Origin of the sequence: Endozoicomonas sp. ALB032 (assembly GCF_049310125.1) — a bacterium.
Lineage (GTDB): Bacteria > Pseudomonadota > Gammaproteobacteria > Pseudomonadales > Endozoicomonadaceae > Endozoicomonas_A.
Window position 1 is genome coordinate 3,134,180 of the sequence record NZ_JBLYNW010000001.1, and the last position, 26,990, is coordinate 3,161,169.

Below are 26,990 nucleotides of genomic sequence, written 5' to 3' on the forward strand. Positions count from 1 at the left end.
CTTACAGAGAGGAAGGATAGATCAAGAAAATAAGAGTGTTTTTGTGTCTTTCGTATGAAAGGGCGGGAGTCAGATCAAGGGAGGCCGTTCAGATTCATATTAACAGATTTGCGTTTCCGATGTGTTTTTTTGTGGTCCGAGAAGGCTTGAGCATTTTTGCAGACCTTTCCGCATGGTTGCGGCTGGCCATCCTTATCAATCAGGGGCAGTTCACAGGTTTTTTGGCCTGAGTGGTAATTGCTTTTGTGAGACGACAGTGATGCTAAATTTTTGAAGACCTTTCCGCATGCCCGCTGCTGACCATCCTTATCAACCAGAGTCAGTTCACAGGCTTTTTGCCGTGAGTGGCAGTTGCTTTTGTGAGATGAGAGGGCTTTGGCACTATTGCAGACTTTTCCACATTGTTGCGGCTGGCCATCCTGATCAATCAGGTTCAGTTCACAGGTTTTTTGCCCGGTGTGGGTGCCTCTTTTGTGAGACGACAGTAATGCTAAATTTTTGAAGACCCTCCCGCATGCCCGCTGCTGGCCATCCTCCCCGAGGACAGTCATGCCACAGGTTTTTTTCCCGCTGTGGTAACTGTTTTTGTGACTCCAGTGGGCTTCAGCATTCTTGCACACAGTTCCGCATGGTCGCGGCTGGCCATTATCTCCAATCACTGTAAATTCGCAGATTTTTTTCTCGCTGTGAGCGCTGTTTTTGTGAAACGACAGTGATCGTGAAGTCTTGAAAACCTGACCGCATAGTCGCAGCTGGCCATCTTTCCAGAGCACGGTCAAATTACAGATTTTTTGCCCGGTATGGTATGCGCTTTTGTGAGATGACAGGGCTTGAGCATTCTTGCTGACTTTCCCGCATGGTCGCTGCTGGCCATCCTCCCCGACCACAGTCACACCACAGGTTTTTTGTCCGATATGATCGGTGTTTTTGTGATTGTACAGGGCTCTGTTATTCTGGCAGAGCAATCCGCATGGCTGAGGTCGGCCATCCTCGCCGGTTACCGTATAGTCACAGGCTTTTTTTCCGCTATGGTACTTGCTTCTGTGAGATGACAGAGCTCTGGCATTTTTGCAGACTTTCCCGCATTGTCGCTGCTGGCCATCCTCCCCTGATACTATTTCATTGCACTTTGTTTGCCCTGCAAGGTGAGTTGGATCAGCTGATCCTGCTCCCATTAGGTTAAGGAAAACCCCGTCTGAGGCGACCCCGTCTGAGGCGACCCCGTCTGAGGCGACCCCGTCTTCAAATTTATAAAGATAGTAGTGTGTATTTGCCGAATAGGGACATGAGTCTGGTTCTGGGTTTGTCTCTGTGTGGTCTGTCGAACTTTCTTCAAAAGCCAACGCACCGCTATTGTATGGATTGGAAGATTGTCGGAATTGACAAATGCCATGACAGGGATAGATATAACAGTTTAAACCTAAAGTATGCGAGTGTTGTTCAGGGTCTTCGTTACCGTCGTTAGAGTCAGAATAAAGGAGGCTGTAGAAATAGCCTTTAATATGAGCGGGGGGCTGTTGGCCGGGTGATTCTGATGGTTGGCCTTGTTGCGGAGCATGTTCAGAGCCAGCCATCATAGCGGAAATTGCAAACGGGGGGGGCTGACTCGCTTCTTGTGGTTCAATCGGGTTATACAGGGATGAATAGGGATTCCAATCGACTTTTAAAAGCCAACCCAAAGCGATAACTGTTTCTTCAGGTATCCATGAATAAGGGCTTGAGCTTAAAGGGATGTCATTGGTGGTCAGAAACAGTCCATAAGCAACCAGCAGATTCGTAGCATAAAACCACTGCCACGAAATTGACTGAATGAAGAACGTTTTCAACCTGTAGCTGTCAGGTCTGTGTCGTTTGTCATCAAGCTGTGAATAGGGTTCTGCATAGCCGTTTGTGTCGACAATGTCCGTTGTGTTGCCTGGCAATACCCTTCGGTCAAGCTTTATAAAAAAGTTCTGGTTTTGAAAATTTGCCTTCTGTTCAAGCCCGACAATATAACGTCTTGTCAAAGGTTTAGCCTGGCAGGTGACAGACAGCGACAGTATCAGCAGTGCTGCAAAGAGTGAGTATTTAATGATTCTATTCTTGTATTCAAGTCTACAGAGAGCAAGGATAGATCAAGCAAGCAAGTAAGTATGTTTTTGTGTTTTCCCAATGAAAGGGCCGGTTTCAGTTCAAAGTGTCAGGTAATCGTTCCGGTCCGCATCAAGAGACTTGCGTTTTCGATGTGTTCTTTTGTGCTTCGACAGGGCTTGAGTATTCTTGCAGCCCTTCTCGCATGGTCGCAACAGACCATTTTTGTCGAGCACGTTTAAGTCACAGGTTTCTTGTCTGGTGTGATATTTGCTTTTGTGAGCCGACAGAGATGCAATACTGCGGAAGATCCTACCGCACGGCCGCTGCTGGTTATCCTCCCCGACTGTGATGAATTCACAGGTTTGTTGCCCGGTGTGATGATTGCTTTTGTGATTCGACAGGGCTTTGGCATTCTTGCAGACTGTCCCGCATGGCAGAGGCTGGCCATTCTTCCCAATCACAGTAGCTTCGCAAGTTTGCTGCTCGGTGTGGACGCTGCTTTTGTGAGACGACAGTGATGATACATTTTTGAAGACCTTCCCGCATCTTCGCAGCTGACCACCCTCTCCGAGCACAGTGATGCCACAGGTTTTTTTCCCGGTATGGTAATTGCCTTTGTGATTCGACAGAGCTTTGGCATTATTGCAGACTACTCCGCATGGCCGCGACTGGCCATTATCTCCAATCACTGTAAATTCACAGGCTTTTTGTTCGGTGTGGGCGCTTCTTTTATGATTCGAGAGGGCCATAGCATGCTTGAAGAGCTTCCCGCATGGTTGCGGCTTACCATCCTTTCCGACCACATTTTCTTCACAGTTTTTTTGCCCGGAGTGTACTCTGCTTTTGTGATCCCATAGGGCTTTAGCATTCTTGCATATCATTCCGCAGGTTCGTGGCTGTCCATTCTCCCCGACTTCTGTCACGGGACAGTTTTGTTGCCCGCTGTGATATCTGCTTTTGTGATCCAAGAGGGCTTTTGCACTCTTGAAGGTCATCCCGCACGACCGCAGCTGGCCATCCTCACAGAGTATGGTCAAGTCACAGCTTTGTTGTCTGGTGTGGTATTTGCCTTTGTGATACGACAGGGCTGGAATATTCTTGCAGACTGTCCCGCATGGCCGTGACTGGCCATCCTCCCCGACGACTCTTACGTCACAGGCTTTTTGCCCGGTATGATATTGGCTTTTGTGATTCGACAGGGAATGAGTATTCTTGCAGACCTTCCCGCATGGATGCAGCTGGCCATCCTCCCCAAGCACGTTTATATCACAGGCTTGTTGCCCGGTATGGGTGCCGCTTCTGTGAGATGACAGTGATCGTGCATTCTTGAAGACCTTCCCGCAAGGCTGCAGCTGGCTATTCCCCCGTAGCACAGTCAAGTCACAGGTTTTTTGTCTCGTGTGAGCTATTCTTTTGTGATCTCGCGGGGCCTGAGCACTCTTGCAGTGAATCCCCCATGGTTGTGGCTGTTCATCCTCCCAGAGTACGACCATTTTACAGGTTTTTCGCTCATTGTGGGTGCTGCTTTTATGAACCGAGAGAGATTCAGCATTCCTGAAGATCTTCCCACATTGTCGCAGCTGGCCATCATCTGCGATCAGGATCACGTTACAGGTTGCTTGTCCGACCGGGGGAGTTGTATCGGCTGCCCATGCAACCATTGAGTCTAAGGCGACTCCGTCTGAGGCGACCCCGTCTACCCTATTGGAAGGGTCGGAAGATTGTCGAAATCGACAAACACCTTTACAGGGATAGATAAAACAATTTAAACCCAAAGTATGCAGGTGTTCTTGAGGGTCTTCATTACCGCTGCCAGAGTCAGAATACAGAGGGCTGGTGTAATAGCTTGTAATATGAGTAGCGGCCTGTGGGGTATGCTGACCCGATGATTGTGATGGCTGATATTGAGGCTGGTTCTGTTCAGAACCGTTCATTATAGTGGTAATGGAAAACGGGTGATTTTTTAAAATCCAGCCGACAGTGATAACCGTTTCCAGAGGTAACCATGAATAAAGGGTTGGGCATAGAGAGATGTTTTTGGTAGTCAGGATCAGTTCATAAGCAACGAGCAGATTCGTAGCGTATAGGCAGTGCCAGAAAATCGACTCAATAAGGGTGGTTTTCATCCCGTAATTGGATGGTTTGTGTCGTTTTTTATCAGGTGGTGAATCAGGTTCCGTATGACCGTTTGTATCGGCAATGTCAGACGGGGTGCCTGACAATGTTCGTCGGTCAAGCTGTATAAAAAAATTCTGGTTTGAAAAATCTGCATTCTGTTCAAGCTCGATAAGAAAGCATCTTGTCAAGGGTTTAGCCAGGCAGACGACAGACAGCGACAGCAAAAAGAGTGCCACAAAAAGTGAGTGTTTAATAAATCTATCCTTGCTTTCTGGTTTACAGAGAGGAAGGATAGATCAAGAAAATAAGTGTGTTTTTTTGTCTCTGACACCAGAGGTGGTTATCAGCTCAAGGAGTGGGGTCATTGTCCTGATTCGCATTAGCAGGTTTGCGTTTTCGATGCATTCTTTTGTGATCCGTCAGGGCTTTGAGACTCTTGCAGATCTTCCCGCACGACCGCAGTTGGCCATCCATCCCGACCAAGGCCTCCTTACAGGTTTTTTTCCCGGAGTGGCATTGGGCTTTGTGATCAGACAGGGCTCTAGCATTCTTGCAGGCCTTCCCGCACTGGCATGGCTGTCCATCCACCCCGATCACGATTTCCATACAGATTTTTTGCCCGCTGTGATACTTGTGTTTGTGATCCAGGAGGCTTTTTGCACTCTTGTAGCTCTTCCCGCACGGCCTCAGCTGGCCATCCTCACAGAGCATGGGCAAGTCACAGCTTTGTTGTCCGGTGTGAGCTCTTCTTTTGTGATCCGACAGGGCCTGGGCATTCTTGCAGATCGTCCCGCATGGTTGTGGTTTCTCGTCCTCCCCGGGTACGGTCAAGTGACAGGTTTTTTGCCCGCTGTGGATGCTGCTTTTATGGGCCGACAGAGATTGAACATTCCTGAAGACCTTCCCACATGGTCGCAGCTGGCCGTCCTGCCCAGGCACGTTCACATCACAGCTACTACGTTGCCCCTTGTGGAAGTTGCTTTTGTGAGTCGACAGGACTCCGGCATTCTGGCAAATCATCCCGCATGGCCGTGGCTGGCCATACTCCCCGACGACTCTCAGGTTACAGATTTTTTGCCCGCTGTGGTATTTGTATTTGTGACTCGACAGGGCTTGAGCATTCTTGCAGACCTTCCCGCATGGATGCAGCAGGCCATACTCCCCAATCAGGTTGGCATCACAGGTTTTTTGCCTGGTGTGAGCGCACCTTTTGTGACTTGACAGGGCTCTGGAATTTTTGAAGACCAATCCGCATGGCCCAGGCTGGCAATCCTCACCGATTTTTGTTACATCACAGGTTTTTTTTCCACTGTGGACTTTGCTTTTATGTCCAGACAAGGCTTGACCGCTTTTGAAGACCTTACCACAGGGTCGTAGCTGGCCATCTTTTCCGAATAATGTTTCGACACAGGTTTTTTGCCCGGTATGGTATTTGCCTTTGTGAAGCGACAGCTTGTGTTTATTCTGAAATACCTTGCTGCATTGCCGCACCTGACCATCATCTCCGACCTGGATCACGCTGCAGGTTGCCTCTCCGGTAGGGGCCGTTGTATCGGCCCAATGAGGGTATGAGTCTGATACGGGGGGTGATCCAGTGTTGTCTGTTGAACTTTTTTCACAAACAGGCGTTCCGCTATTGGATGAATCTGAAGATTGTCGAAATCGACAGACACCGTTACAGGGATGGATAAAACAATTTAAATTCAAAGTATGCAGTTGTTGTTCAGGGTCTTCATTACCGCTGCCAGAGTCAGAATACAGGAGGCTGGTGAAATAGCCTGTAACATGAGTAGTAGCCTGCGGGGGAAGCTGACCCGATGATTGTGTTGGCTGGTATTGTGTTGGCTGATATTGCGTTTGGTCCTGTTCAGAGCCGGGCCTCAGAGAGGTGATGGCAAACGGGTGGTCAGGATTCGCCTCTTGTTGTTTACCGGGATTAAATAACTGTGAGTAGGTGTTGCGATAGTTTTTTAAAAGCCAGCTGACAGTGAGAACTGCTTCCAGAGGTAGCCATGAATAAGGGGTTGGGTATTGAAAGGTGGTTTTCATCCCGTAATTGTCAGGTATATGTCGTATTTTATCCGGAGGTAAATCGGGTTCCTTATAGCCGTTTGTACCGGAAATGTCAGACGGGTTGCCTGACAATGTTCCTTGGTCAAGCTTTATAAAAAAGTTCTGGTTTGAAAAATCTGCATTCTGTTCAAGCTCGATAACAAAGCATCTTGTCAAGGGTTTAGCTTGGCAGATGACAGACAACGATAGTAACAGAAGTGCCGCAAAGAGTGAGTGTTTAATAATTCTATCCCTGTCTTCTGATTTACAGAGAGGAAGGATAGATCAAGAAAATAAGTGTGCTTTTGTGGCTTCCTCATGAAAGGGGGGCAGTTCAAGGAGTGAGGTCACCGTTCCGGTCCCAATCAACAGGCTTGCGTTTTCGATGTATTCTTTTGTGATTCGAAAGGGCCCTGGCATTCTGGCAGACCACTCCGCATGGCCGTGGCTGTCGATCCTCCCCGACTAGTGTCAGGTTACAGATTTTCTGTCCGGTGTGAACTGTGCTTTTGTGCACGTACAGGTCTTGAGTGCTTTTGCAGACCTTCCTGCATGAACGCAGCTCGCCATCTTCTCCTACCATGGTCGTATAACAGATTTGTTGCCCGCTGTGGACTCTGCTTTTATGAGAGGACAATTTTTTGGCGTTATTGCAGACCACTCCACATGGCCGCAGCTGTCCATCCTCCCCGACGATTGTCACGTTACAAGTTTTTTGCCCGCTGTGGTATTGGTTTCTGTGAGTCGACAGGGCTTGAGTATTCTTGCAGAGCTTCCTGCATGGGTACAGCTGGCCATCTTCCCCAACCACGTTGGCATAACAGGTTTGTGGTCTGGTGTGAACGAGCCTTTTGTGATCCCGAAGGGCCTGAGCATTCTTGCAGAGCGTCCCGCATGGTTGTGGTTGCTCATCCTCCCCAAATACGGTCAAGTCACAGGTTTTTTGCCCGCTGTGGATACACCTTCTGTGAGATGACAGTGATTGTGGATTCTTGAAGACCTTCCCGCAAGGCTTTAGCTGACCATCCTCGCCGATCACCGCCGCATCACAGGTTTTATGCTCAGCATGAACGCTGTTTTTGTGATTGAGCAGGGCTCCGGAATTCTTGCAGAGCAATCCGCATGGCCTTGGCTGACCATCCTCCCCGAAGACTCTTACGCGACAGGTTTTTTGCCCGCTGTGGTATCTGTATTTGTGACACGACAGGGCTTGTGCACTCTTGCAGACCTTCCCACATGGGTAAAGCTGGTCATCCTCACCAACCAGGTTGGCATCGCAGGTTTTTAAGCTGCAGTGGACGCTCCTTTTATGACTCGACAGGGCTGCGGCATTCATGAAGACCATTCCGCATGGCCTTGACTGACCATCCTCCCCGAACACAATCACGACACAGGTTTTTTGCCCGGAGTGGCAAGAGATTTTGTGATTCGACAGGGCTTGAGCGTTCTCGCAGACCTTCCCACAGAGGCGCGGCTGGCCATTCTTGATGACTAATGTTATGTCGCAGGTTTTTTGCCCGGTATGGTATTTGCTTTTGTGAGACCAAAGTACTTTTTTATTCTTGAAGACCTTTCCACATTGTCGCAGCTGGCCATCATCTGCGATCAGGATCACGTTACAGGTTGCTTGTCCGATCGGGGGAGTTGTATTGGCTGCCCCTGCAGCCATTGGTTCTGAGGCGACCTCATTTACCTCATTGGATGGATCGGAAGATTGTCGAAATCGACAGACACCGTTACAGGGATGGACAAAACAATTTAAATTCAAAGTATGTAGGTCTTGTTCAGGGTCTTGATTACCGCTGCCAGAGTCGGGATGCAGAGGGCTAGTGTAATAGCCTGTAACACAGGTAGTGGCCTGTGGGGCATGCTGACCCGATGATTGTGTTGGCTGATATTGAGGTTGGTTCTGTTCAGAGCCGGGCATCAGAGTGGTGATTGCAAACGGGTGATTTTGATTCGCCTCCTGGTGTTCAATTGGATTAAACAACGGTGAGAAGGGGTTCCAATAGTTTTTTAAAAGCCAGCCGACAGTGATAACCGCTTCCAGAGGTAGCCATGAATAAAGGGTTGGGCATTGAAAGGTGTCTTTGGTGGTCAGGATCAGCTCATAAGCAACCAGCAGATTGGTAATGTCTAGCCATTGCCGGGAAATAGACTCAATCAGGGTTGTTTTGATCCCGTATATGTCAGTTTTGTGGCGTTTGTTATGAGGCGGTGAACCGGATTTTGTATAGCCGTTTGTATTGTCAAAGTCAGAGGGGTTGTCTGACAATATTTGTCGGTCAGGCTTTATAAAAAAGTTCTGGTTTGAAAAATCTGCATTCTGTTCAAACTCGATAACAAAGCGTCTCGTTAACGGTTTAGCCTGGCAGACGACAGACAACGACAGTAACAGCAGTGCCGCAAAGAGTGAGTGTTTAATGATTCTATCCCTGTCTTCTGATTTACAGAGAGGAAGGATAGATCAAGAAATAACTGTATTTTTTGCTTTTCTCACTGAGAGGGCGGTTATCAGTTCAAGGAGTGAGGTCATTGTCCCGGTTCACATTAACAGGCTTGCGTTTACGGTGTTTTCTTTTGTGGTCCGACAGGGCTTTGACATCTTTGCAGACCTCCCCGCAGTGCTGCGGCTGGTCGTCCTCGGCGACTGCGGTTTCATTACAGACTTGTTGCTTGCTGTGCACGCTTCTTCTGTGATACGACAGGGCTTGAATATTCTTGCAGACTTTCCCGCATAGCCTTGACTGACCATCCTCACTGATCATGGTTATTTCACAGGTTTTTCGCCCGGAATGGATGGTGATTCTGTGAGATGACAGTGATTGTGCATTCTTGAAGACCTTCCCACAAGACTGCAGCTGGCCATTCTTCCCCGGCATAGCCAGGTCACAGGTTTGTTGGCTAGTGTGAGCCATTTTTTTGTGCTTCAACAGGACCTGAGCAGTCTTACAGAGAGCCCCGCATGGTTGTGGCAGTCCATCTTCCCCGAGCACGGTTAAGTGGCAGGTTTTTTGCCCGGTGTGGTTGTTGCTTTTATGAACCGACAGAGATTGAGCACTTCTGAAGACCTTCCCGCATCGCCGCTGCTTGCCGTCCTCTCCAAACACGCTCGCTTCACAAATTCGTTGACTGGTGTGGAAGTTGCCTTTGTGATTCGACAGGACTTTAGCATTCTGACAAACCATTCCACATGGCCGTGGCTGGCCGTCTTCCCCGATGACTTTTACGTTACAGGTTTTTTGCCCGGTGTGGTATGCGTTTTTGTGATTCGACAGGCTCTGCACACTCTTGCAGACCCTTCCGCATCGGTGCAGCTGGCCATCCTCCCCAACTACGTTGGCATCACAGGTTTGCTCTCTGGTGTGGACGTACCTTCTGTGAGTCCAAAGGGCTTGAGCATTCTTGCAGACCAATCCACATGGCCATAACTGGCCATCCTCCCCGACGACTTTAAAGACACAGGTTTTTTGCCCTGTGTGGTATTTGCCTTTGTGATTTAACAGGCTCTGCGCACTCTTGTAGATTTTCCCACACGATCGCTGCTCGCCATCTTCCCCGGTAACGGTCGCAGCACAGGTTCGTTGCCCACCGTGGGTTCTTTTTTTGTGTCTCAAGAGGGTTATAGCATTCGGGCAGACCATTCCGCAGGGTCGTGACTGGCCATCTTCTCCTGTCTCTGTCACGTTACAGGTTCTTTGTCCACTGTGGAACTTGCTTTTGTGCTCTGACAGGGCTTTAGGACTCTTGCAGATTTTCCCACATGTTCGCGGCTGGCCATCCTCACGGATCACGGTCGTATTGCAGGTTTGTTCCCCGCTGTGGACTCTTTTTTTGTGAGATGCCAATTTTTTTGCATTACTGTAGACCTTCCCGCACGGCTGCGGCTGGCCATCTTTCCCGACCACGGTTACTTCACAGGTTTTTTGCCCGGTGTGGTATTTGGTTTGGTGAATTGAGAGGGCTTGTGCACCGTTGTAGGTCTTCCCGCATGTTCGCGGCTGGCCATCCTCCCCTACTTCTGTTAAGTCACAGGTTTTTTTTCTGGCGTGGACTTTGCTTTTATGTTCAGACAAAGCCTGAGCACTTTTGTAGACCTTCCCACAGGGGCGTCGCTGGTCATCTTCTCCTGATAATGTCACGTCACAGGTTTTTTGCCCAGTGTGGTATTTGCTTTTGTGAGACCTAAGTATTTTTTTATTCTTTAAAGCTTTCCCACATTGTCGCAGCTGGCCATCATCTCCGATCAGGATCACGTTACAGATTACCTGTCCGACAGGGGGAGTTGTATAGGCTGCCCCTGTGACCATTGACTCTGAGGCGACCCCGTCTGAGGCGACCCCGTTCACGTTATCGGATGGATCGGAAAATTGTCGAAATCGACAAACACCGTTACAGGGATAGATAAAACAATTTAAACCCAAAGTATGCAGGTCTGGTTCAGGGTCTTCATCTCTTCTGCCAGAGTTAGAATGCAGAAGCCTGGTGTAATAGCCTGTAATAGGATGAGTGGCCTGTGAGGTATGCTGCCCCGATGATTGTGATGGCTGATATTGAGGTTGGCTCTGTTCAGAGCCAGGCATCATAGTGGTAATGGCAAACGGGTAATCTTGATTCGCCTCTTGTTGTTCAATTGGGTCAAACAGCGGTGATTCGAGGCTCCAGTAGCTTTTTAAAAGCCAGCCGACAGTGATGGCCGCTTCCAGAGGTAGCCATGAATAAAGGGTTGGGTATTGAAAGGTGGTTTTCATCCCGTCATTGTCAGGTTTGTGTCGTTTTTTATCAGGCGCTGAATCAGGTTCCGCATAGCTGTTTGTATCGGCAATATCAGACGGGTTGCCTGACAATGTTATTCGGTCAAGCTGTATAAAAAAGTTCTGGTTTGAAAAATCTGCATTCTGTTCAAGTTCAATAACAAAGCGTCTTGTTAACGGTTTAGCCAGGCAAATGACAGACAACGATAGTAACAGAAGTGCTGCAAAGAGTGAGTGTTTAATAATTCTGTCCCTGTCTTCTGGTTTACAGAGAGGAAGGATAGATCAAGAAAATAAGTGTGTTTTTGTGGCTTCCTCATGAAAGGCGGCACAGTTCAGGGAGTGAGGACATTGTCTCGGTTCACATTAACAGCCTTGCGTTTTCGGTGTTTTCTTTTGTGGTCCGACAGGGCTCTGCCACTCTTGCAGATCTGCCCGCACGACCGCAGTTGACCATCTAACCCGACCACGGTCTCCTTGCAGGTTTTTTCCTCGCTGTGGTATCTGGCTTTGTGATTCGACAGAGTTTTAGCATTCTGACAGAACACTCCACATGGCCGTGGCTGGCCATCCTCCCCGACGACTCTTACATCACAGGTTTTTTGCCCGGTATGATATTGGTTTTTGTGATTCGACAGGGCTTGAGCATTCTTGCAGATCTTCCCGCAGGGCCGCGGCTGGCTGCCCTCGTCGACCTCGGTCTCATTACAGGCTTGATGCTCGCTGTGCACGCTTCTTCTGTGATACGACAGGGCTGGAATATTCTTGCAGACTTTCCCGCATGGCCGTGGCTGGCCATCCTCTCTGATCATGGTTATTTCACAGGTTCTTTGCCCGTTATGGATCGCGCTTCTGTGAGATGACAGTGAATTTGCATTCTTGAAGACCTTCCCGCATGGCCGCAGTTGGCCGCCCTCGCCGACCACGGTTTCATTACAGACTTGTTGTTCGCTGTGCACGCTTCTTTTGTGATACGACAGGGCTGGAATATTCTTGCAGACTTTCCCGCATGGCCTTGGCTGGCCATCCTCTCCGATCATGGTTATTTCACAGGTTCGTTGCCCGGAATGGTAGGCGCTTTTGTGAGATGGCAGTGAATCTGCGTTCTTGAAGATCTTTCCGCAAGGCTGCAGCTGGCCATCCTTCCCAACCACCATGGCATCACAGGTTTTCTGTGTGTTATGGACATACCTTTTGTGAGTCCAGAGGGTTTGAATATTCTTGCAAACCAATCCGCATAGCCTTAGCTGGCCATCCTCACTGATTATTGTCAGGTCACAGGTTTTTTGCCCGGTGTGGTATTTGCTTCTGTGATACGACAGGCTCCGCGCACTCTTGCAGATCTCCCCACACGTTCGCTGCTGGCCATCTTCCCCGATAACGGTCGCAGTACAGGTTCGTTGCCCACTGTGGAATTTGCTTTTGTGCTCCGACATGGCTTTAGGATTTTTGCAGATTCTCCCACATGGTCGCGGCTGGCCATCCTTTCTGACCACTGTCGCATTACAAATCTGTTGCACGATATGGACTCTCTTTTTGTGAGAGGCCAATTTTTTGGCATTACTGCAGACCATCCCGCATGGCCGCACCTGGTCATCCTCGCCGACTACTGCCACGTCACAGGCTTTTTGCCCGGTGTGGTATTTGGTTTTGTGAGTCGAGAGGAGTTGTGCACTTTTGTAGATCTTGCCGCATGGTCGCAGCTGGCCATCCTCCGCTACTTCTATTAAGTCACAGGTTTTTTTCCCACTGTGGACTTTGCTTTTATGTTCAGACAAGGCTTGAGCACTTTTGCAGACTTTCCCACAGCGGCGCGGCTGGTCATCTTCTCCTAATAATGTTAAACCACAGGTTTTTTGCCCGGTATGGTATTTGTATTTGTGAGACCAAAATACTTTTTTATTCTTTACCACCTTCCCACATTGGCGCGGCTGACCATCATCTCCGATCAGGATCACGTTGCAGGTTACTTGTCCGACAGGGGGAGTTGTATCGGCTGCCCATGCAACCATTGGGTCTGAGGCGACCCCGTGTGAGGCGACCCCGTTTACGCTATTGGATGGATCAGAAGATTGTCGAAATCGACAAACACCGTTACAAGGATAGATAAAACAATATAAACCCAAAGTGTGCAGGTGTTGTTCAGGGTCTTCATTACCGCTGCCAGAGTCAGAATACAGGAGGCTGGTGAAATAGCCTGTAATGTGAGCAGTCGCCTGTGGGGTATGCTGATCCAATGATTGTGATGGCCGATATTGGGGTTGGTTCTGTTCAGAGCCAGGCATCATAGTGGCAATGGCAAACGGGTGATTTTGATTCTCCTCTTGTTGTTCAATTGAGTTAAACAGCGGTGAGTCGGGGTTCCAATAGTTTTTTAAAAGCCAGCCAACAGCGATAACCGCTTCCAGAGGTAGCCATGAACAAAGGGTTGGGCATTGAAAGGTGTCTTTGGTGGTCAGGGTCAGTTCATGAGCAATCAGCATAATCGTAGCCTGTAGCCATTGCCACGAAATCGACTCAATCAGGGTCGTTTTCATACCGTAAATGTAAAGTTTGTGTCGTTTTTTATCAGGTGGTGAACCGGGTTCTTTAAAGCCGTTTGTATCGGTAATGTCAGACGGGTTGCCTGACAATGTCCCTCGGTCAATCTTTATAAAAAAGTTCTGGTTTGAAACATCTGCATTCTGTTCAAGCTCGATAACAAAGCACCTTGTTAACGGTTTAGCCTGGCAGATGACAGACAACGACAGTAACAGAAGTGCCGCAAAGAGTGAGTGTTTAATAATTCTGTCTCTGTCTTCTGGTTTACAGAGAGGAAGGATAGATCAAGAAAATAAGTGTGTTTGTTTGTCTTTCCCATTAAGGGGGCGGTTATCAGTTCAAGGACTGAGGTCATTGTCCCGGTTCACTCTAACAGGCTTGCGTTTACGGTGTTGTCTTTTGTGGTCCGACAGGGCTTTGACATTCTTGCAGGCTTTCCCGCACGGCCGCGGTTGACTATCTAACCCGAACACGGTCTCCTTGCAGGTTTTTTCCTTGCTGTGATATCTGGCTTTGTGATTCGACAGGGCTTTAAGATTCTTGCAGACCAATCCGCACGGCCCTGGCTGGCCATCCTCACCAATTACTGTTACGGCACAGGTTTTTTGTCCGGTGTGGCTGTTGCTTTTATGAACCGACAGAGATCGAACACTCCCGTAGACCCTCCCGCAGAGCCGTTGCTGGCCGTCGTCCCCAACCACGCTCGCATCACAACTTTGTTGACTGGTGTGGAAGTTGTTTTTGTGATCCGACAGAACTTTAGCATTCTGACAGACCATTCCACATGGCTGAGGCTGACCATCGTCTCCGACGACTTTTACGTCACAGGTTTTTTGCCCGGTGTGATATTGGTTTCTGTGATTCGACAGGGTTTTAGCATTCTTGCAGAGCTTCCCGCATGGGTATAGCTGGCCATCCTCCCCAACCAGGTTGGCATCACAGGTTTGTTGTCCCGAGTGAGCTATTCTTTTGTGATTCGACAGGGCTGTGGAATTTTTGCAGACCTTACCGCATGGTCGATGCTGACCATCCTTCGACACTTCTGTCACATCACAGGTTTTTTTTCCACTGTGGATTCTGCTTTTATGTTCAGAAAAGGCTTGAGCACTTTTGTAGACCTTCCCGCAGCGGCGCGGCTGGCCATCTTCACCGAATAATGTTAGGTCACAGGTTTTTTGCCCAGTATGGTATTTGCTTCTGTGAGACCAAAGTACTTTTTTATTCTTTAATAACTTTCCACATTGTCGCAGCTGGCCATCATCTCCGATCAGGATTATGTTGCAGGTTGTTTGTCCGACCAGGGGAGTCGTATCGACTGCCCCTGCAGCCATCGAGTCTGAGGCGACCCCGTCTGAGGCGACCCCGTCTGAGGCGACCTCGTCTGAGGCGACCCCGTCTGAGGCGACCTCGTCTGAGGCGACCTCGTCTGAGGCGACCCCGTTTACGCTATTGGACGGATCGGAAGATTGTCGCAATCGACAAACACCGTTACAGGGATAGATAAAACAATTTAAACCCAGAGTATGCTGGTATTGTCGAGGGTCTTCATTACCGCCGCCAGAGTCAGAATACAGAAGGCTGGTGAAATAGCCTGTAATATGAGTACTGGCCTGTGGGGTATGCTGACTGGATGATTGTGATGGCTGAAATTGAGGTTGATTATGTTCAGCGCCAGCCATGATAGTGGTGATCGCAACCGGGTGATTTTGATTCGCCTCTTGTTGTTCAATTGGGTTAAACAGCGATGAGCCGATCCTATAGCTTGTTAAAAGCCAGCCGACGGTGACGGCCGCTTCCAGAGGTAGCAATGAATAAAGGGTTGGGCATTGAAAGGTGTCTTTGGTGATCAAGATCAGTTCATAAGCAACCAGCAGATTCATAGCGTATAGCCATTGCCAGGAAATCGGCTCAATCAGGACCGTTTTTATACCGTAAATGTCAGGTTTTTGTCGTTTTTTATCAGGCGGTGAACCGGGTTCTATACAGCCACTAGTAACGGCAATGTCAGACGGGTTGTCTGACAATGCTCGTCGGTCAAGTTTTATACAAAAGTTCTGGTTTGAAAAATCTGCATTCTGCTCAAGCTCGATAACAAAGCACCTTGTTAACGGCTTAGCATGGCAGATGACAGACAACAACAGCAACAGCAACAGCAATACCGAAAAGAGTGAACGTTTAATAATTCTATCCCTGTCTTCTGATTTACAGAGAGGAAGGATAGATCAAGAAAATAAGTGTGTTGATTTCCTCATCAAAGAGGGGGCAGTTCAATGAGTGGGGTCATTGTTCCGGTAATTAGCAACGGGCTTGCGTTTTCGATGTATTCTTTTGTGATCCGACAGTGCTCTGACGCTCTTGCAGATTTTCCCGCACGACCATGTTTGGCCATCCACCCCGATCACGGCCTCATTACAGGTTTTTTGCCCGGTGTGGTATCTGGCTTTGTGATCCGACAGAGCTTGAGCACTCTTGCAGGTCTTCCCGCACGGCCATGGCTGGCGATCCTCCCCGACAACGCTTTTATTACAGATGAGTTGCCCGCTGTGCATGCTTCTTTTGTGATACGACAGGGCTTGAATATTCTTGTAGACTTTCCCGCAAGGCCGTGGCTTGCCATCATCCCCGACCATGGTTATTCCACAAGTTTGTCGCCCGGAATGGTGGCATCTTCTGTGAGATGACAGTGATTGTGTATTCTTGAAGACCTTCCCGCAAGGCTGCAGCTGGTCATTCTCCCCGAGCACGGTCAAGTCACAGGTTTGTTGTCCGGTGTGAGCTTTTCTTTTGTGATCCCGAAGGGCCTGAGCATTCTTGCAGGGCGTCCCGCATGGTTGTGGTCGGTCATTTTCCCCGGGCACGGTCAAGTCACAGGTTTTTTGCCCGCTGTGGATGCACCTTCTGTGACATGACAGTGATCGTCCATTCTTGAAGACCTTCCCGCAAGGCTGTAGCTGGCCATTCACCCCGACCACGGCCACGTTACAGGTTTTTTGCCCGGTGTGGGATCTGGCTTTGTGATTCGACAGGGCTTGAGCACTCTTGCAGATCTCCCCGCACGGCCATGGCTGGCCATCCTTCCCGACAACCTTTTCATTACAGATGTGTTGCCCGCTGTGTATGCTTCTTTTATGATACGACAGGGCTTGAATATTCTTGTAGACTTTCCCGCAAGGCTGTGGCTGGCCATCCTCCCCGACCATGGTTATTTCACAAGTTTGTCGCCCGGAATGGATGTTCCTTCTGTGAGATAAGAGTGTTTGTGTATTCTTGAAGACCCTCCCGCAAGGCTGCAGCTGGTCATTCTCCCCGAGCACGGTCAAGTTACAGGTTTGTTGCCCACTATGGAATCTCTTTTTGTGAGATGCCAATTTTTTGGCATTACTGCAGACCATTCCACAGGGGCGCGGCTGGTCATCTTCTCCTGATAATGTTACGTCACAGGTTTCTTGCCCGGTATGGCATTTTTTTTTGTGAGTCCAAAGTGATTTTTTATTCTTTAAAAACTTCCCACATTGTCGCAACTGGCCATCGTTTCCGATCAGGATCACATTGCAGGTTGTCTTTCTGACGGGGGGAGTTGTATCGGCTGCGCCTGCAACCATTGATTCTGAGGCGACCCCGTTTACGCTATTGGACGGATCGGAAGATTGTCGGAATCGACAAACACCGTTACAGGGATAGATAAAACAATTTAAACCCAGAGTGTGCAGGTATTGTTGAGGGTCTTCATTACCACTGCCAGAGTCAGAATACAGAAGGCTGGTGAAATAGCCTGTAATATGAGTACTGGCCTTTGGGGTATGCTGACCGGATAATTGTGATGGCTGATATTGAGGTTGATTCTGTTTAGAGCCAGCCATCATAGTGGTAATGGCAAACGGGTGATTTTGATTCGCCTCTTGTTGTTCAATTGGGTTAAACCGCAGTGAGTCGAGGTTCCAATAGTTTTTTAAAAGCCAGCCGACAGTGATGGCCGCTTCCAGAGGTAGCGATGAATACAGGGTTGGGCATTGAAAGGTGTCTTTGGTGTTCAGGATCAGTTCATAAACAACCAGCAGATTCGTAGCGTATAGCCATTGCCAGGAAATCGACTCAATCAGGGGCGTCTTTATACCGTAAATGTCAGGTTTGTGTCGTTTTTTATCAGGCGGTGAACCGGGTTCTATACAGCCATTAGTCTCGGCAATGTCAGACGGGTTGTCTGACAATGTTCGTCGGTCAAGCTTTATAAAAAAGTTCTGGTTTGAAAAATCTGCATTCTGTTCAAGTTCGATAACAAAGCACCTTGTTAACGGCTTAGCCTGGCAGATGACAGACAACGACAGCAATAGCAGTACCAAAAAAAGTGAGTGTTTAATAATTCTATCCCTGTCTTCTGATTTACAGAGAGGAAGGATAGATCAAGAAATAAGTTTATTGTTTTGTCTTTCCCTCTAAGAGGGGGGTTATCAGTTCAAGGAATGAGGTCATTGTCCAGGTTCACATTAACAGGCATGCGTTTACGGTGTATTCTTTTGTGATTCGAAAGGGTTCGAGCATTCTTGAATACCTTCCCGCATGGTCGCTGCCGACCATCCTCTCCGACCACGGTCGCGTAACAGGTTTGTTGCCCTGTGTGCTTGTCTCTTTTGTGATCTGACAGGGCTCTGGAACTCTTGCAGACCTCTCCGCACGGGCGTGGACGAGCATCTTCACCGATCACGGTCCGGTCACAGGTTCGTTGCCCGCTGTGGGCTCTGGTTTTGTGAGCTGACAGGGCCTGAGAACTCTTGCAGATCTTCCCGCATGCCCGAGGTCGGCTGTGCTCTGGGAAAATGGTTACGCCACAGATTTTTTGCCTGCTGTGTTGTTTGCTTTTGTGATCCGACAGGGCTTTAGCATTCTTGCATAGCTTCCCGCATGAACGCGGCTGGCCATCCTCCCCGACCCATGTCAAGTCGCAGGTTTTTTGTCCAGTGTGCTCTTTTCTTTTGTGATCAAGCAGGACTCTGGTATTCTTGCAGATCTTCCCGCATGGCTGTGGCTGGCCATCCTCTGCGAACACAGTGAAGTCACAGCTTTTTTGCTCTGAGTGGTATCTGTTTTTGTGATCCAACAGGACTCTAGAATTTCTGAAGGTCATCAGGCACAGTTTCTGCTGACCATCCTCCCCGATCAATTTAGAGTTACAGGTTTTTTGCCCGGAGTGGTATTTTCCTTTGTGATCCCAGAGGGCCTTAGCATTCTTGCAGAGTTTTCCACAGGGTCGCGGCTGCTTGTTCGCCTCAAACACGGTGAACCTACAGATTTTTTGGCCGCTGTGGTATCTGCTTTTGTGTACAGACAGTGATTGAGCATTTTTGAGGACAACCCCGCATGGCCGCTTCTGACTGTCCTTCCCGACAATGATCGCTTTACAGATTTTCTGTCCGGAGTGATATCTGCTTTTGTGTGATGATAAAGATTTAGCATTCTTGAAGACTGACCCGCATGGCTGCTTCTGACCATCCTTCCCGGTCACTGTAAAGTTACAGATTTTATTCCCGGAGTGGTATATGCTTTTGTGAGACGACAGGGATCGAGTATTCTCACAGACTTTCCTGCATAGCTTCTGTCGGCCGTCCTCCCCAACCACTATCAGGTTGCAGATGACCTGCCCGGCAGGGCCAATTCTATCGTTCTTCTCTGCATCTACTGACTGTGATGCGACCCCGTCCATATAGTTGCAATTATATTCTGCGTGCCCTGTCGAACTTTCTTCGGAATTCAGCTCTTCGCTATCGGATAAGTCAGATGAATCGGATGAGTCAGATGAGTCAGATGAATCGGATGAGTCAGATGAGTCAGATGAGTCAGATGAGTCAGATGAGTCAGATGAGTCAGATGAGTCAGATGAGTCAGATGAGTCAGATGAGTCAGATGAGTCAGATGAGTCAGATGAATCGGATAAACCAAAAAAACCGTATAAAGAATATAAGTGGTGAAAGGGTAATGATCGCAAGTGACAAACGCCACGACATGGATGGACGAAACAATTTAGATCAAAGGTGTGTGAGTATAGTCCAGAGCCCCCCCTGCCTCCGCTTGAGTCAAAATACATGAGACCTGTGAAATAGTCTGTAGGCAGGGTGGAGAAATGTGAAGCTTGCTGGACAGATGATTCTGATGGCTGGCCTTGTTGTTGATGTCCAGAGCCAGACATCATGGTGGTGATCGCAAACGACTGATCCCCCTGTGTCAGCACAGATGTCGCCTCCTGTTGTTCAATTGGTTTAAATAGCGGTGAACCGTGGTTCCAATAGCTTTTTAAAAGCCAACCAACCGTGAAAAACGCTTCTACAGGTACCCATGAATAACTGTGAGAGCTTAGAGGGATGTTTCTGTTGGTCTGGATCAGTTCGAAAGCAACCAGCAGATGAGTGACGTAATACCATTGCCACGAAGTCGACTCAATGATTATCGTTTTTACTCTATAACCGCCAGGTTCGTGTCGTTTTTGATCTTGCGGCGAATCAGATCCTGCGTAGCTGGGTGTGTCGTCAATGTCTGATGGGCTGCCTGACAAAGTACGCCGGTTATTTTTCATAGAAAAGTTCTGATTTGGAAAACCTGTATCCTGTTCAGGCAAGGCAATAAAACGTCTTGTCAATGTTTCAGCCTGACAGAAGACAGATAAGAAAAATACCAGCAAGTGCAGGGTTACAAGGGATGCGTGTTTAATAATTTTATCCTAGTGTTACGGGTTACAGAGAGGAAGGATAGATCAAGAAAACAAGAGTGTTTATCTGTCAAAGACCTTATGTTAAAAAACTCTATTAAAAAACTAAGGCTGTAAGGGGCACAACTTTATGGAATGGGGAGTGTCAGATCAGGGGCTGAGTTACTTGTCGTCACTGATATTAAAAGTGCTGCGTTTTCGATGTGTTTTTTTGTGATATGACAGGGCCAGAGCACTGCTGCAGACCAACCCGCATCTCTGCGACAGGCCATCCTGCCCGAATACTTTCACGTAACAGGTTTTTTGCCTGGGGTGATATTTTCTTTTGTGAGCCGACAGAGCATAAGGATTGTTGTAGATTTTGCCGCATATATTCCACTGGCCATTGTCCCCAACCATTATTATGCCACAGGCTTTTTGCCTGCTATGGTCTCTTCTTTTGTGATCCGACAGGGTTTGAGCATTCTTGCAGATCATCGCGCATGGCCACTGTTGGCCATCCCCCCCGACCACGGCTGCATCACAAATTTGTTGCCCGGTATGGTATCTGCTTTTGTGAACCGCCAGAGACGGCGCATTTTTGCAGACTCTCCCGCATGGCCGTGTCAGACCATCCTCCCCAATCACGCCCATTTCACAGGTTTGTTTTTGCTGGTTGTGGGCTCTCCTTTTATGAGACGACAAGGATTGAGCATTCTTGCAGACCGTCCCGCAATGCCGCTTCAGGCCATCCTGCCCAACCTCTGTTATGTCACAGGTTTTTTGCCCGGTGTGGTACTTGCTTTTGTGACATCTCAGAGCTTTGACATTCTTGCAGACTACACCGCATGGTCGCGGCTGGTTACCCTCCTCAACCACGGTCACGTTACAAGCTATCTGCCTGGTGTGGTCGTTAATTGCTGGCTGCAACTGGATTGCGTCTGTCTGAGAAAGATGAGGATGGTTCTGATCCGATTGGGATGATTCGGTGGTTTTTTGTTGTGTTTCTGAATGGTTAACCCTAACGGGAATACTTATACCTTTGAGAAAACTATTTACACAGAATGGCCGATTATTGTTTGCGAAATTATCGATGCCGGAGAGCAGACTCCCGGGCATTGGTAATTCGTGGTCGGGTGGTTCGGTCGGGTTGACATCAATGTCATGCAGATTTGGCTCGGATAGTTGGTCAAAATCGAATAGGGGCTGAATGTAAGAATGATCATTCCATAGTTCGAAAAGCGATTCTTGTTCGATATTTGTAGCGTTAACAGGTTTAACATGACTTACGCAACTATAGCAGTATTCACTGGTCAGATGAGGGCATGAGCTTTGTTCGAGTGTCGTTGCGTAAGATGGATTGTATTTACAAACACCATGACAAGGATAGACGTAGCAACTGAAAGCCATAGTATGCAGTTGTTGTTTTGGGTCTCCGTTACCGTCGGCAGAGCCAAAATATAGCAGTCTATTGAAATAGCCTTTGGCGTGGGTAGCTGCCTTTGAGGGCTTCCGGCAGGACGATTCTGATTGTTGAGTTTGTGATGGATTGTGTCCTGGGCTAAACATCGCAGTGATGGCTGCAGACGTCGCTGGGTGTTTAATCGGCTTAAACTGCAATAAGTCGCGATTCCAATAGTTCTTTAGAAGCCAGTTGACAGTGATGACCACTTCTACAAGTAGCCATGAATAAGGGGTGGCGCATGGAGGAGCGTCTTTGGTGGTAAGGATCGGTTCGAACGCAACCAGAAGGTGAGTAGCGTAAAGCAACTGCCAGGAACTCAAGTTAATGATGGCCGTTTTTATTTCGTAACCGAACGATTCTTGTCGATTATTATCAGGCGGCGAATCTGGTCTTTCATAGCTGTTATTGTCAGCAATGACTGAAGGGCTACCCGGCAACGTGTTCAGCTTAAGCTTTATAGAAAAGCTCTGGTTTGGAAAGTCTGCATCTTGTCCAAGCTCGACAACAGTACGTCTTGTCAACGGTTTTGCCTGACAGACGATAGATAGCGAAAGTAACAACAGCAGTGTTTTAAAGAGTGAGTGTTTAATAATTCTATCATTGTATTATGGTTCACAGAGATGAAGGATAGATCAAGAAAATAAATGTGTTTGAGAGGATGAGTATCAGATCGTTATTTAATTCATTTTGCTTTGTTTACTTTGCCTTCTTGAGAATCGGAGTCATTGTCCTGATTCGCATCAACAGACTGGCGCTTTCGATGTGTTTTTTTGTGATCCCGGAGGACACCAGCATTCTTGCATAATTTCCCGTATGGTCGCAGCTGGCCATTTTTCCCGACCACGATTTCGTTACAGGTTTGTTGTCTGCGATGATATTTGCTTTTGTGTACTGATAGAGATGGAGCATTTTTGCAGACTACCCCGCATTGTCGTTGTAGTCCATTTTCCCCGACCAGGGTCGCGTCACAAATTTTTTTTTGCTTACTGTGGGCTCTGCCTTTATGAGACGACAGAGATTGAGCATTCTTGAAGATCATCCCACACGGTTGCTGTAGGCCATTCTTTCCAATCATGGTCACGTCACAGGTTTTTTGCCCGGTGTGGTATCTACTTTTGTGAACTGACAGGGATAGAGTATTTTTGCAGACTATCCCGCATGGCCGCTGCAGGCCACCCTCTCCGACCACGATCACGTCACAGGCTTGTTGCCCGGTATGGTATCTATTTTTGTGAACCGACAGAGATTGAACATTCTTGAAGAGCATCCCGCACGGCCGCTGCAGGCCATCTTCTGAAACCAGGGCCACATTACAGGTATTTCTTTTCCTTTCGACTCTTCTTTTGTGAATCGAAATGGCGTGGGCAGTTGGGTAGAGCTTGCCGCATAGCTGGTGCTGGCCATCCTCCCCGATCACAGTAACAATACTGGTTTGCTTCGTGTTGTGGTATCTGTTTTTGTGACATGCCAGGGCGCCGGCATTCTTAAAGACCTTCCCACATGGTTGTGTTTGGCCATCTTTATTGACCACAACCATGTAACAGTTTTTTTGCCCGGTGTGGATTCTGCTTTTGTGAGATGCCAGAGACTTGTAATTCTTGTAGGCCCTCCCGCATAGTCGCTGCTGGCCATCCTCCTCGAACACGATCTCGTCACAAGTTGTCTGCCCAGTGCAGTCGTTCTCTGCTACCTGGACTCGTAATGCATCTGTCTGAGAAAGGTGAGGTTGGTTCTGACTCAATTGGGGTGATCCGGTGTTTTTTTGTTCTGTTGCCGAATGGTTAAGCGTAATGGACATTCCGGCTTCTTCAAGAAAACTATCTGTCTCGGGAAGTCTGTCAATGGCCGCATAATTATCAACGCTGGAGAGCAAATTCCTGTGCATTGGTACTTCATTATTCAGTGACCCGTCTGGGTTGAAACCAATGCCATGCGAATTAGACTCAAATGGTTGGCCAGAATAGAGGGTGGGTTGAACGTCAGAAAAATCATTCCATAGTTCGATAAGCGATCTTTGTGCGGAATCTTTAGCGTTAACAGGGTTAAAATGGCTTACACAGTGATGGCAGTAGCCACTGGGCATATGAGGACATGAGCTCTGTCGGGGAGTTGCCCACATGTGGCCTGTCGCACTTACATCAGAATTCGGCAGCCATTCAATTGACTCTCTGCTATCAGCAGAGAGTCGGTAGCTACAAACACCATGACAAGGATAAACGTAACAATTTAAACCCATGGTATGCAGGTGTTGTTGAGGGCCGCCGTTACCGCTGCCAGAGCCAGAATATAAGAGACTTGTGGAATAATCTGTGTCCTGGCGAGCAGCCTTTGAGGCTCTCTGGCCAGATGATCCTGATGGCTGGTATTGCGGTGTGTTATGTCCAGAGCCAAACATTGCAGTGATGATTGTCAAAGACGCCATGTGCTCAATCGGTTTAAACAGTGATGAGTCGGAGTTCCAATAGCTTTTTAAAAGCCAATCGACAGCGACAATCACTTCTACAGAAAACCGTGAATAAGAGGGTGAGTATTGTGGAGCTTCTTTGATGGTCAGGATCAGTTTGCATGCAGCCAGCAGGTTTGTGGTGTATATGTGTCGTTTTTCATCAGGTGGCGAACTTGAGGTTGAATAGCCGTTGAAATCGACTAAGTTTGACATATAATACGACAGTGTACTAGTAACAGAGTTTATAGAAAAGCCCTGATTTGGAGAACTTGCATGCTGTTGAAGTTCAACACTATAACGGTCTGTCAACATTTCGGTCTGGGAAGTGACAGACAACATTAGCAGCAAAATCGGCGCCGCAGAGAGTGAGTGTCTGATAACTCCGTCCTTGTCTTCTGGTTTAAAGAGAGGAAGGATAGGTCAGGAAAATAAGTATTTTTTTGTGTCTTCCTCATGAAGGTGCGGTGGTCAGACCAGGGATTAAAGCTACCACCCCGGACCACGAGGGTTCTTACCGATCGTCCCCCATGGCCGCAGCCTGCCATCCTTTCCAATTACTGTCACCTATCGAAACCTTTAATGCGTCAGCCCAAGAAAGATGAGGTTGGCTCTGACCCAAATGTGACGATTCGGTTGTGCTTCTGAATGGTTAAGCGTAATGGAAATCCAGATTTCTTCAAGAAGACTATTTAAATCGTGCAGCTGATTAACGTCTGCAAAATCATCTATGCTGGAGAGCAAACTCCCGGACATTAGCAATAAACCCATTGCATGCAGGAGTTCCTGAGGACCTCCATTACTGCCACCAGAGCCAGAGTACAGAGGGTTTAAAACAACTGCCGAGAAATCGACTCATTAGACAGAGAGGATAAATCATTTTACGAAAATATGGGTATCAGTTCGGGGATCGAGTTTATCCTCCTGATCGACATCAGCACGTTTGCGTTTACGGTGTCTTCTTTTGTGATCCGTCAGAGCTTTGGCATTTTTGCAGACTTTTCCGCATGGCTGCGGCTCACCATTCTCCCCAACTACCTTTACTTCACAGGTTTGTTGGCTGGTGTGGGCGCTTAATTTGTGATATCTGAGGACACGAGCATTCTTGCAGATCTTCCCACATGGATGAGCTTGACCATCTTTCCCGATCACTTTTGTGGCACAGGTTTGTTGCCCGCTGTGGCCTCTGCTTTTGTGATCCGTCAGGGCTTTGGCATTCTTACAGACTTTTCCGCATGGCTGCGGCTGGCCATTCTTCCCTTGCACTGTCAAGTCACAGGTTTGTTGCTTGGAGTGATCTTTTTTTTTGTGATTACACAGGTCTCGATTATTCTTGAAGATCTTACCGCATGACCGCGTCTGACCGTCCTCCCCAACCATGAATACCCTACATGTTTTTTGCTCGGAGTGATGATTGCTTTTGTGCATCTGCAGGGCCTGAGCATTCAAGCAGATCGTCCCGCATTGTTGCAGCTGCTTATTCATCCCCTCCACCAACACGCTACAGGTTTGTTGTCCGGTGTGATGTTGTTTTTTGTGAATCGTCAGGACTTGAGCGTTCTTGCAGTTCGTCCCGCATGGCCGCTTCTGGCCATCCTCGCCGATCACGTATACGTCACAGGTCTTCTGCCCTGAGTGGTATCTGTTTTTGTGGGATGAAAGAGATTGAGTATTTTTGAGGACCTTCCCGCATGGCTGCGGCTGGCCATCTTTCCCGAACACTGTTACCTCGCAGGTTCTTTGCCCATTGTGCGCCCTGGCTTTGTGAGATGACAGAATTCGAGCATTCTTGCAGACCTTCTGGCATGGCTGCTGCCGACCATCTTTCCCAGTCACGATCGCGTCGCAGATTTTTTGCCTGTCAGGGGCCGTTGTATGATTGTCCCCTGCAATTGCTGATTGTTCAGGGTTGCAGCTATTGGCAAAGTGGCTGCCAGTGTCATGAGTAGGTAGCTCAAATAGCAGATCAAAGTCGTAATGATGCTGAATGTCAAAAAGATCATCCAGTGTTCCGAAATGCGAACTTTCCCGGGAGTCTTTGGTGTTTTGAGAATGAAAATGATCTATGCAACTAAAGCAATTTCCACCAGCCAAATGGGGGCATGATTTTGCTATGGAATTCACTAGCCACTCATCGGGTTCTCCATTATCGGATGATGGTCGGAATAGACAAATACCATGACAGGGATTGGTGAAACAATTGAAACCGAAAGTATGTGAGTGTTGTTGAGGATTTTCTTCACCATCACCAGAGCCAGAATTCATGGGAGGAGTGAAAGAGCCTTTATAAGGAATGGTCGTACCCGAAGACTGTTGGCGGGTTGAATCTGATGGCTGACTTTGTTGTTGCTGATGTTCGGGGCCAATCATCACAGTGGTGATCATAAACGGCTGGTTTTGACTCGCTTCTTGTTGTTCGATCAGTGGTTCAATCGGGTTAAACAATGATGAATCAGGGGGCCAACAGCCTTTTAAAAGCCAGCTGACAGCGATAACTATTTCTACAGGTAGACATAGATGAGAATAAGGGCTTTGAAGGACGTCTTTGGTGGTCTGGATCGGCTCGAAAGAAGCCAGCAGATTCGTGACGTAAAGCAGTTGCCAGGAAATTGATTCGATATGGGGCGTTTTTACTCCGTGAGTACCCAATCTGTCTCCTTTGTCATCAAGCAGCGAATCTGATCCTGCGAAGCTGATTGTGTCGGCAATGTCTGACGGTGTGCCCGACAATGCGCGACGGTCAGGCTTTATAGAAAAGTTTTGTTTTTGATAACCTGCTGTCCGTTCAATCCTGACAATAAAACGTCCTGTTCCAGGCTCGGTCTGACTGAAGACAGATAATGACAGTAGCATTAGAAGCGTTACCGC

At 48.1% G+C, this 26,990-nt stretch carries 12 protein-coding genes; all 12 read right to left on the bottom strand.

The genetic code is table 11. The features are described from left to right. Nucleotides 1-74: 74 nt before the first annotated feature. The 12 genes from ACO6VG_RS11710 to ACO6VG_RS11765 all read right to left on the bottom strand — a co-directional run bounded on the left by ACO6VG_RS11710 (nucleotide 75) and on the right by ACO6VG_RS11765 (nucleotide 26,975). Nucleotides 75-2,006 (bottom strand): hypothetical protein, encoded by a 1,932-nt coding sequence (locus ACO6VG_RS11710; RefSeq protein ID WP_422474019.1) that lies wholly within the window; start codon nucleotides 2,004-2,006, stop codon nucleotides 75-77. A 165-nt stretch (nucleotides 2,007-2,171) separates the two neighbouring features. Next, a complete protein-coding gene (locus ACO6VG_RS11715; protein WP_422474021.1) occupies nucleotides 2,172-4,415 on the bottom strand; it encodes a hypothetical protein in 2,244 nt (747 codons plus the stop codon). A gap of 124 nt (nucleotides 4,416-4,539) precedes the next feature. Continuing rightward, nucleotides 4,540-6,420 carry a hypothetical protein gene (locus ACO6VG_RS11720; protein WP_422140048.1) on the bottom strand — a complete coding sequence of 627 codons (1,881 nt, stop codon included), beginning with the start codon at nucleotides 6,418-6,420 and terminating at the stop codon, nucleotides 4,540-4,542. Between the two features lie 157 nt (nucleotides 6,421-6,577). Beyond that, the gene (locus ACO6VG_RS11725) at nucleotides 6,578-8,629 is read right to left on the bottom strand and encodes a hypothetical protein (RefSeq protein ID WP_422474023.1); all 2,052 of its coding nucleotides are present in this window, start codon (nucleotides 8,627-8,629) and stop codon (nucleotides 6,578-6,580) included. Nucleotides 8,630-8,762: 133 nt separating this feature from the next. Next, a complete protein-coding gene (locus tag ACO6VG_RS11730) occupies nucleotides 8,763-11,201 on the bottom strand; it encodes a hypothetical protein (RefSeq protein WP_422474025.1) in 2,439 nt (812 codons plus the stop codon). A 131-nt stretch (nucleotides 11,202-11,332) separates the two neighbouring features. Beyond that, nucleotides 11,333-13,741: a hypothetical protein gene (locus tag ACO6VG_RS11735; RefSeq protein WP_422474027.1), complete on the bottom strand. Its 2,409-nt coding sequence runs from the start codon at nucleotides 13,739-13,741 to the stop codon at nucleotides 11,333-11,335. 135 nt (nucleotides 13,742-13,876) lie between these two features. Beyond that, complete coding sequence (locus ACO6VG_RS11740; RefSeq protein ID WP_422474029.1) at nucleotides 13,877-15,676, bottom strand: hypothetical protein; 1,800 nt, start codon at nucleotides 15,674-15,676, stop codon at nucleotides 13,877-13,879. A 129-nt stretch (nucleotides 15,677-15,805) separates the two neighbouring features. Beyond that, entirely contained in the window at nucleotides 15,806-17,857 is a 2,052-nt protein-coding gene (locus ACO6VG_RS11745) for a hypothetical protein (RefSeq protein WP_422132443.1), read from the bottom strand. A 134-nt stretch (nucleotides 17,858-17,991) separates the two neighbouring features. After that, nucleotides 17,992-20,103 (bottom strand): hypothetical protein, encoded by a 2,112-nt coding sequence (locus tag ACO6VG_RS11750; RefSeq protein WP_422474031.1) that lies wholly within the window; start codon nucleotides 20,101-20,103, stop codon nucleotides 17,992-17,994. 294 nt (nucleotides 20,104-20,397) lie between these two features. After that, nucleotides 20,398-22,200 carry a hypothetical protein gene (locus tag ACO6VG_RS11755; protein WP_422132445.1) on the bottom strand — a complete coding sequence of 601 codons (1,803 nt, stop codon included), beginning with the start codon at nucleotides 22,198-22,200 and terminating at the stop codon, nucleotides 20,398-20,400. A 161-nt stretch (nucleotides 22,201-22,361) separates the two neighbouring features. Beyond that, the gene (locus tag ACO6VG_RS11760) at nucleotides 22,362-24,338 is read right to left on the bottom strand and encodes a hypothetical protein (RefSeq protein WP_422474033.1); all 1,977 of its coding nucleotides are present in this window, start codon (nucleotides 24,336-24,338) and stop codon (nucleotides 22,362-22,364) included. Nucleotides 24,339-24,998: 660 nt separating this feature from the next. Further along, entirely contained in the window at nucleotides 24,999-26,975 is a 1,977-nt protein-coding gene (locus ACO6VG_RS11765; RefSeq protein ID WP_422474035.1) for a hypothetical protein, read from the bottom strand. Nucleotides 26,976-26,990 lie beyond the last annotated feature (15 nt).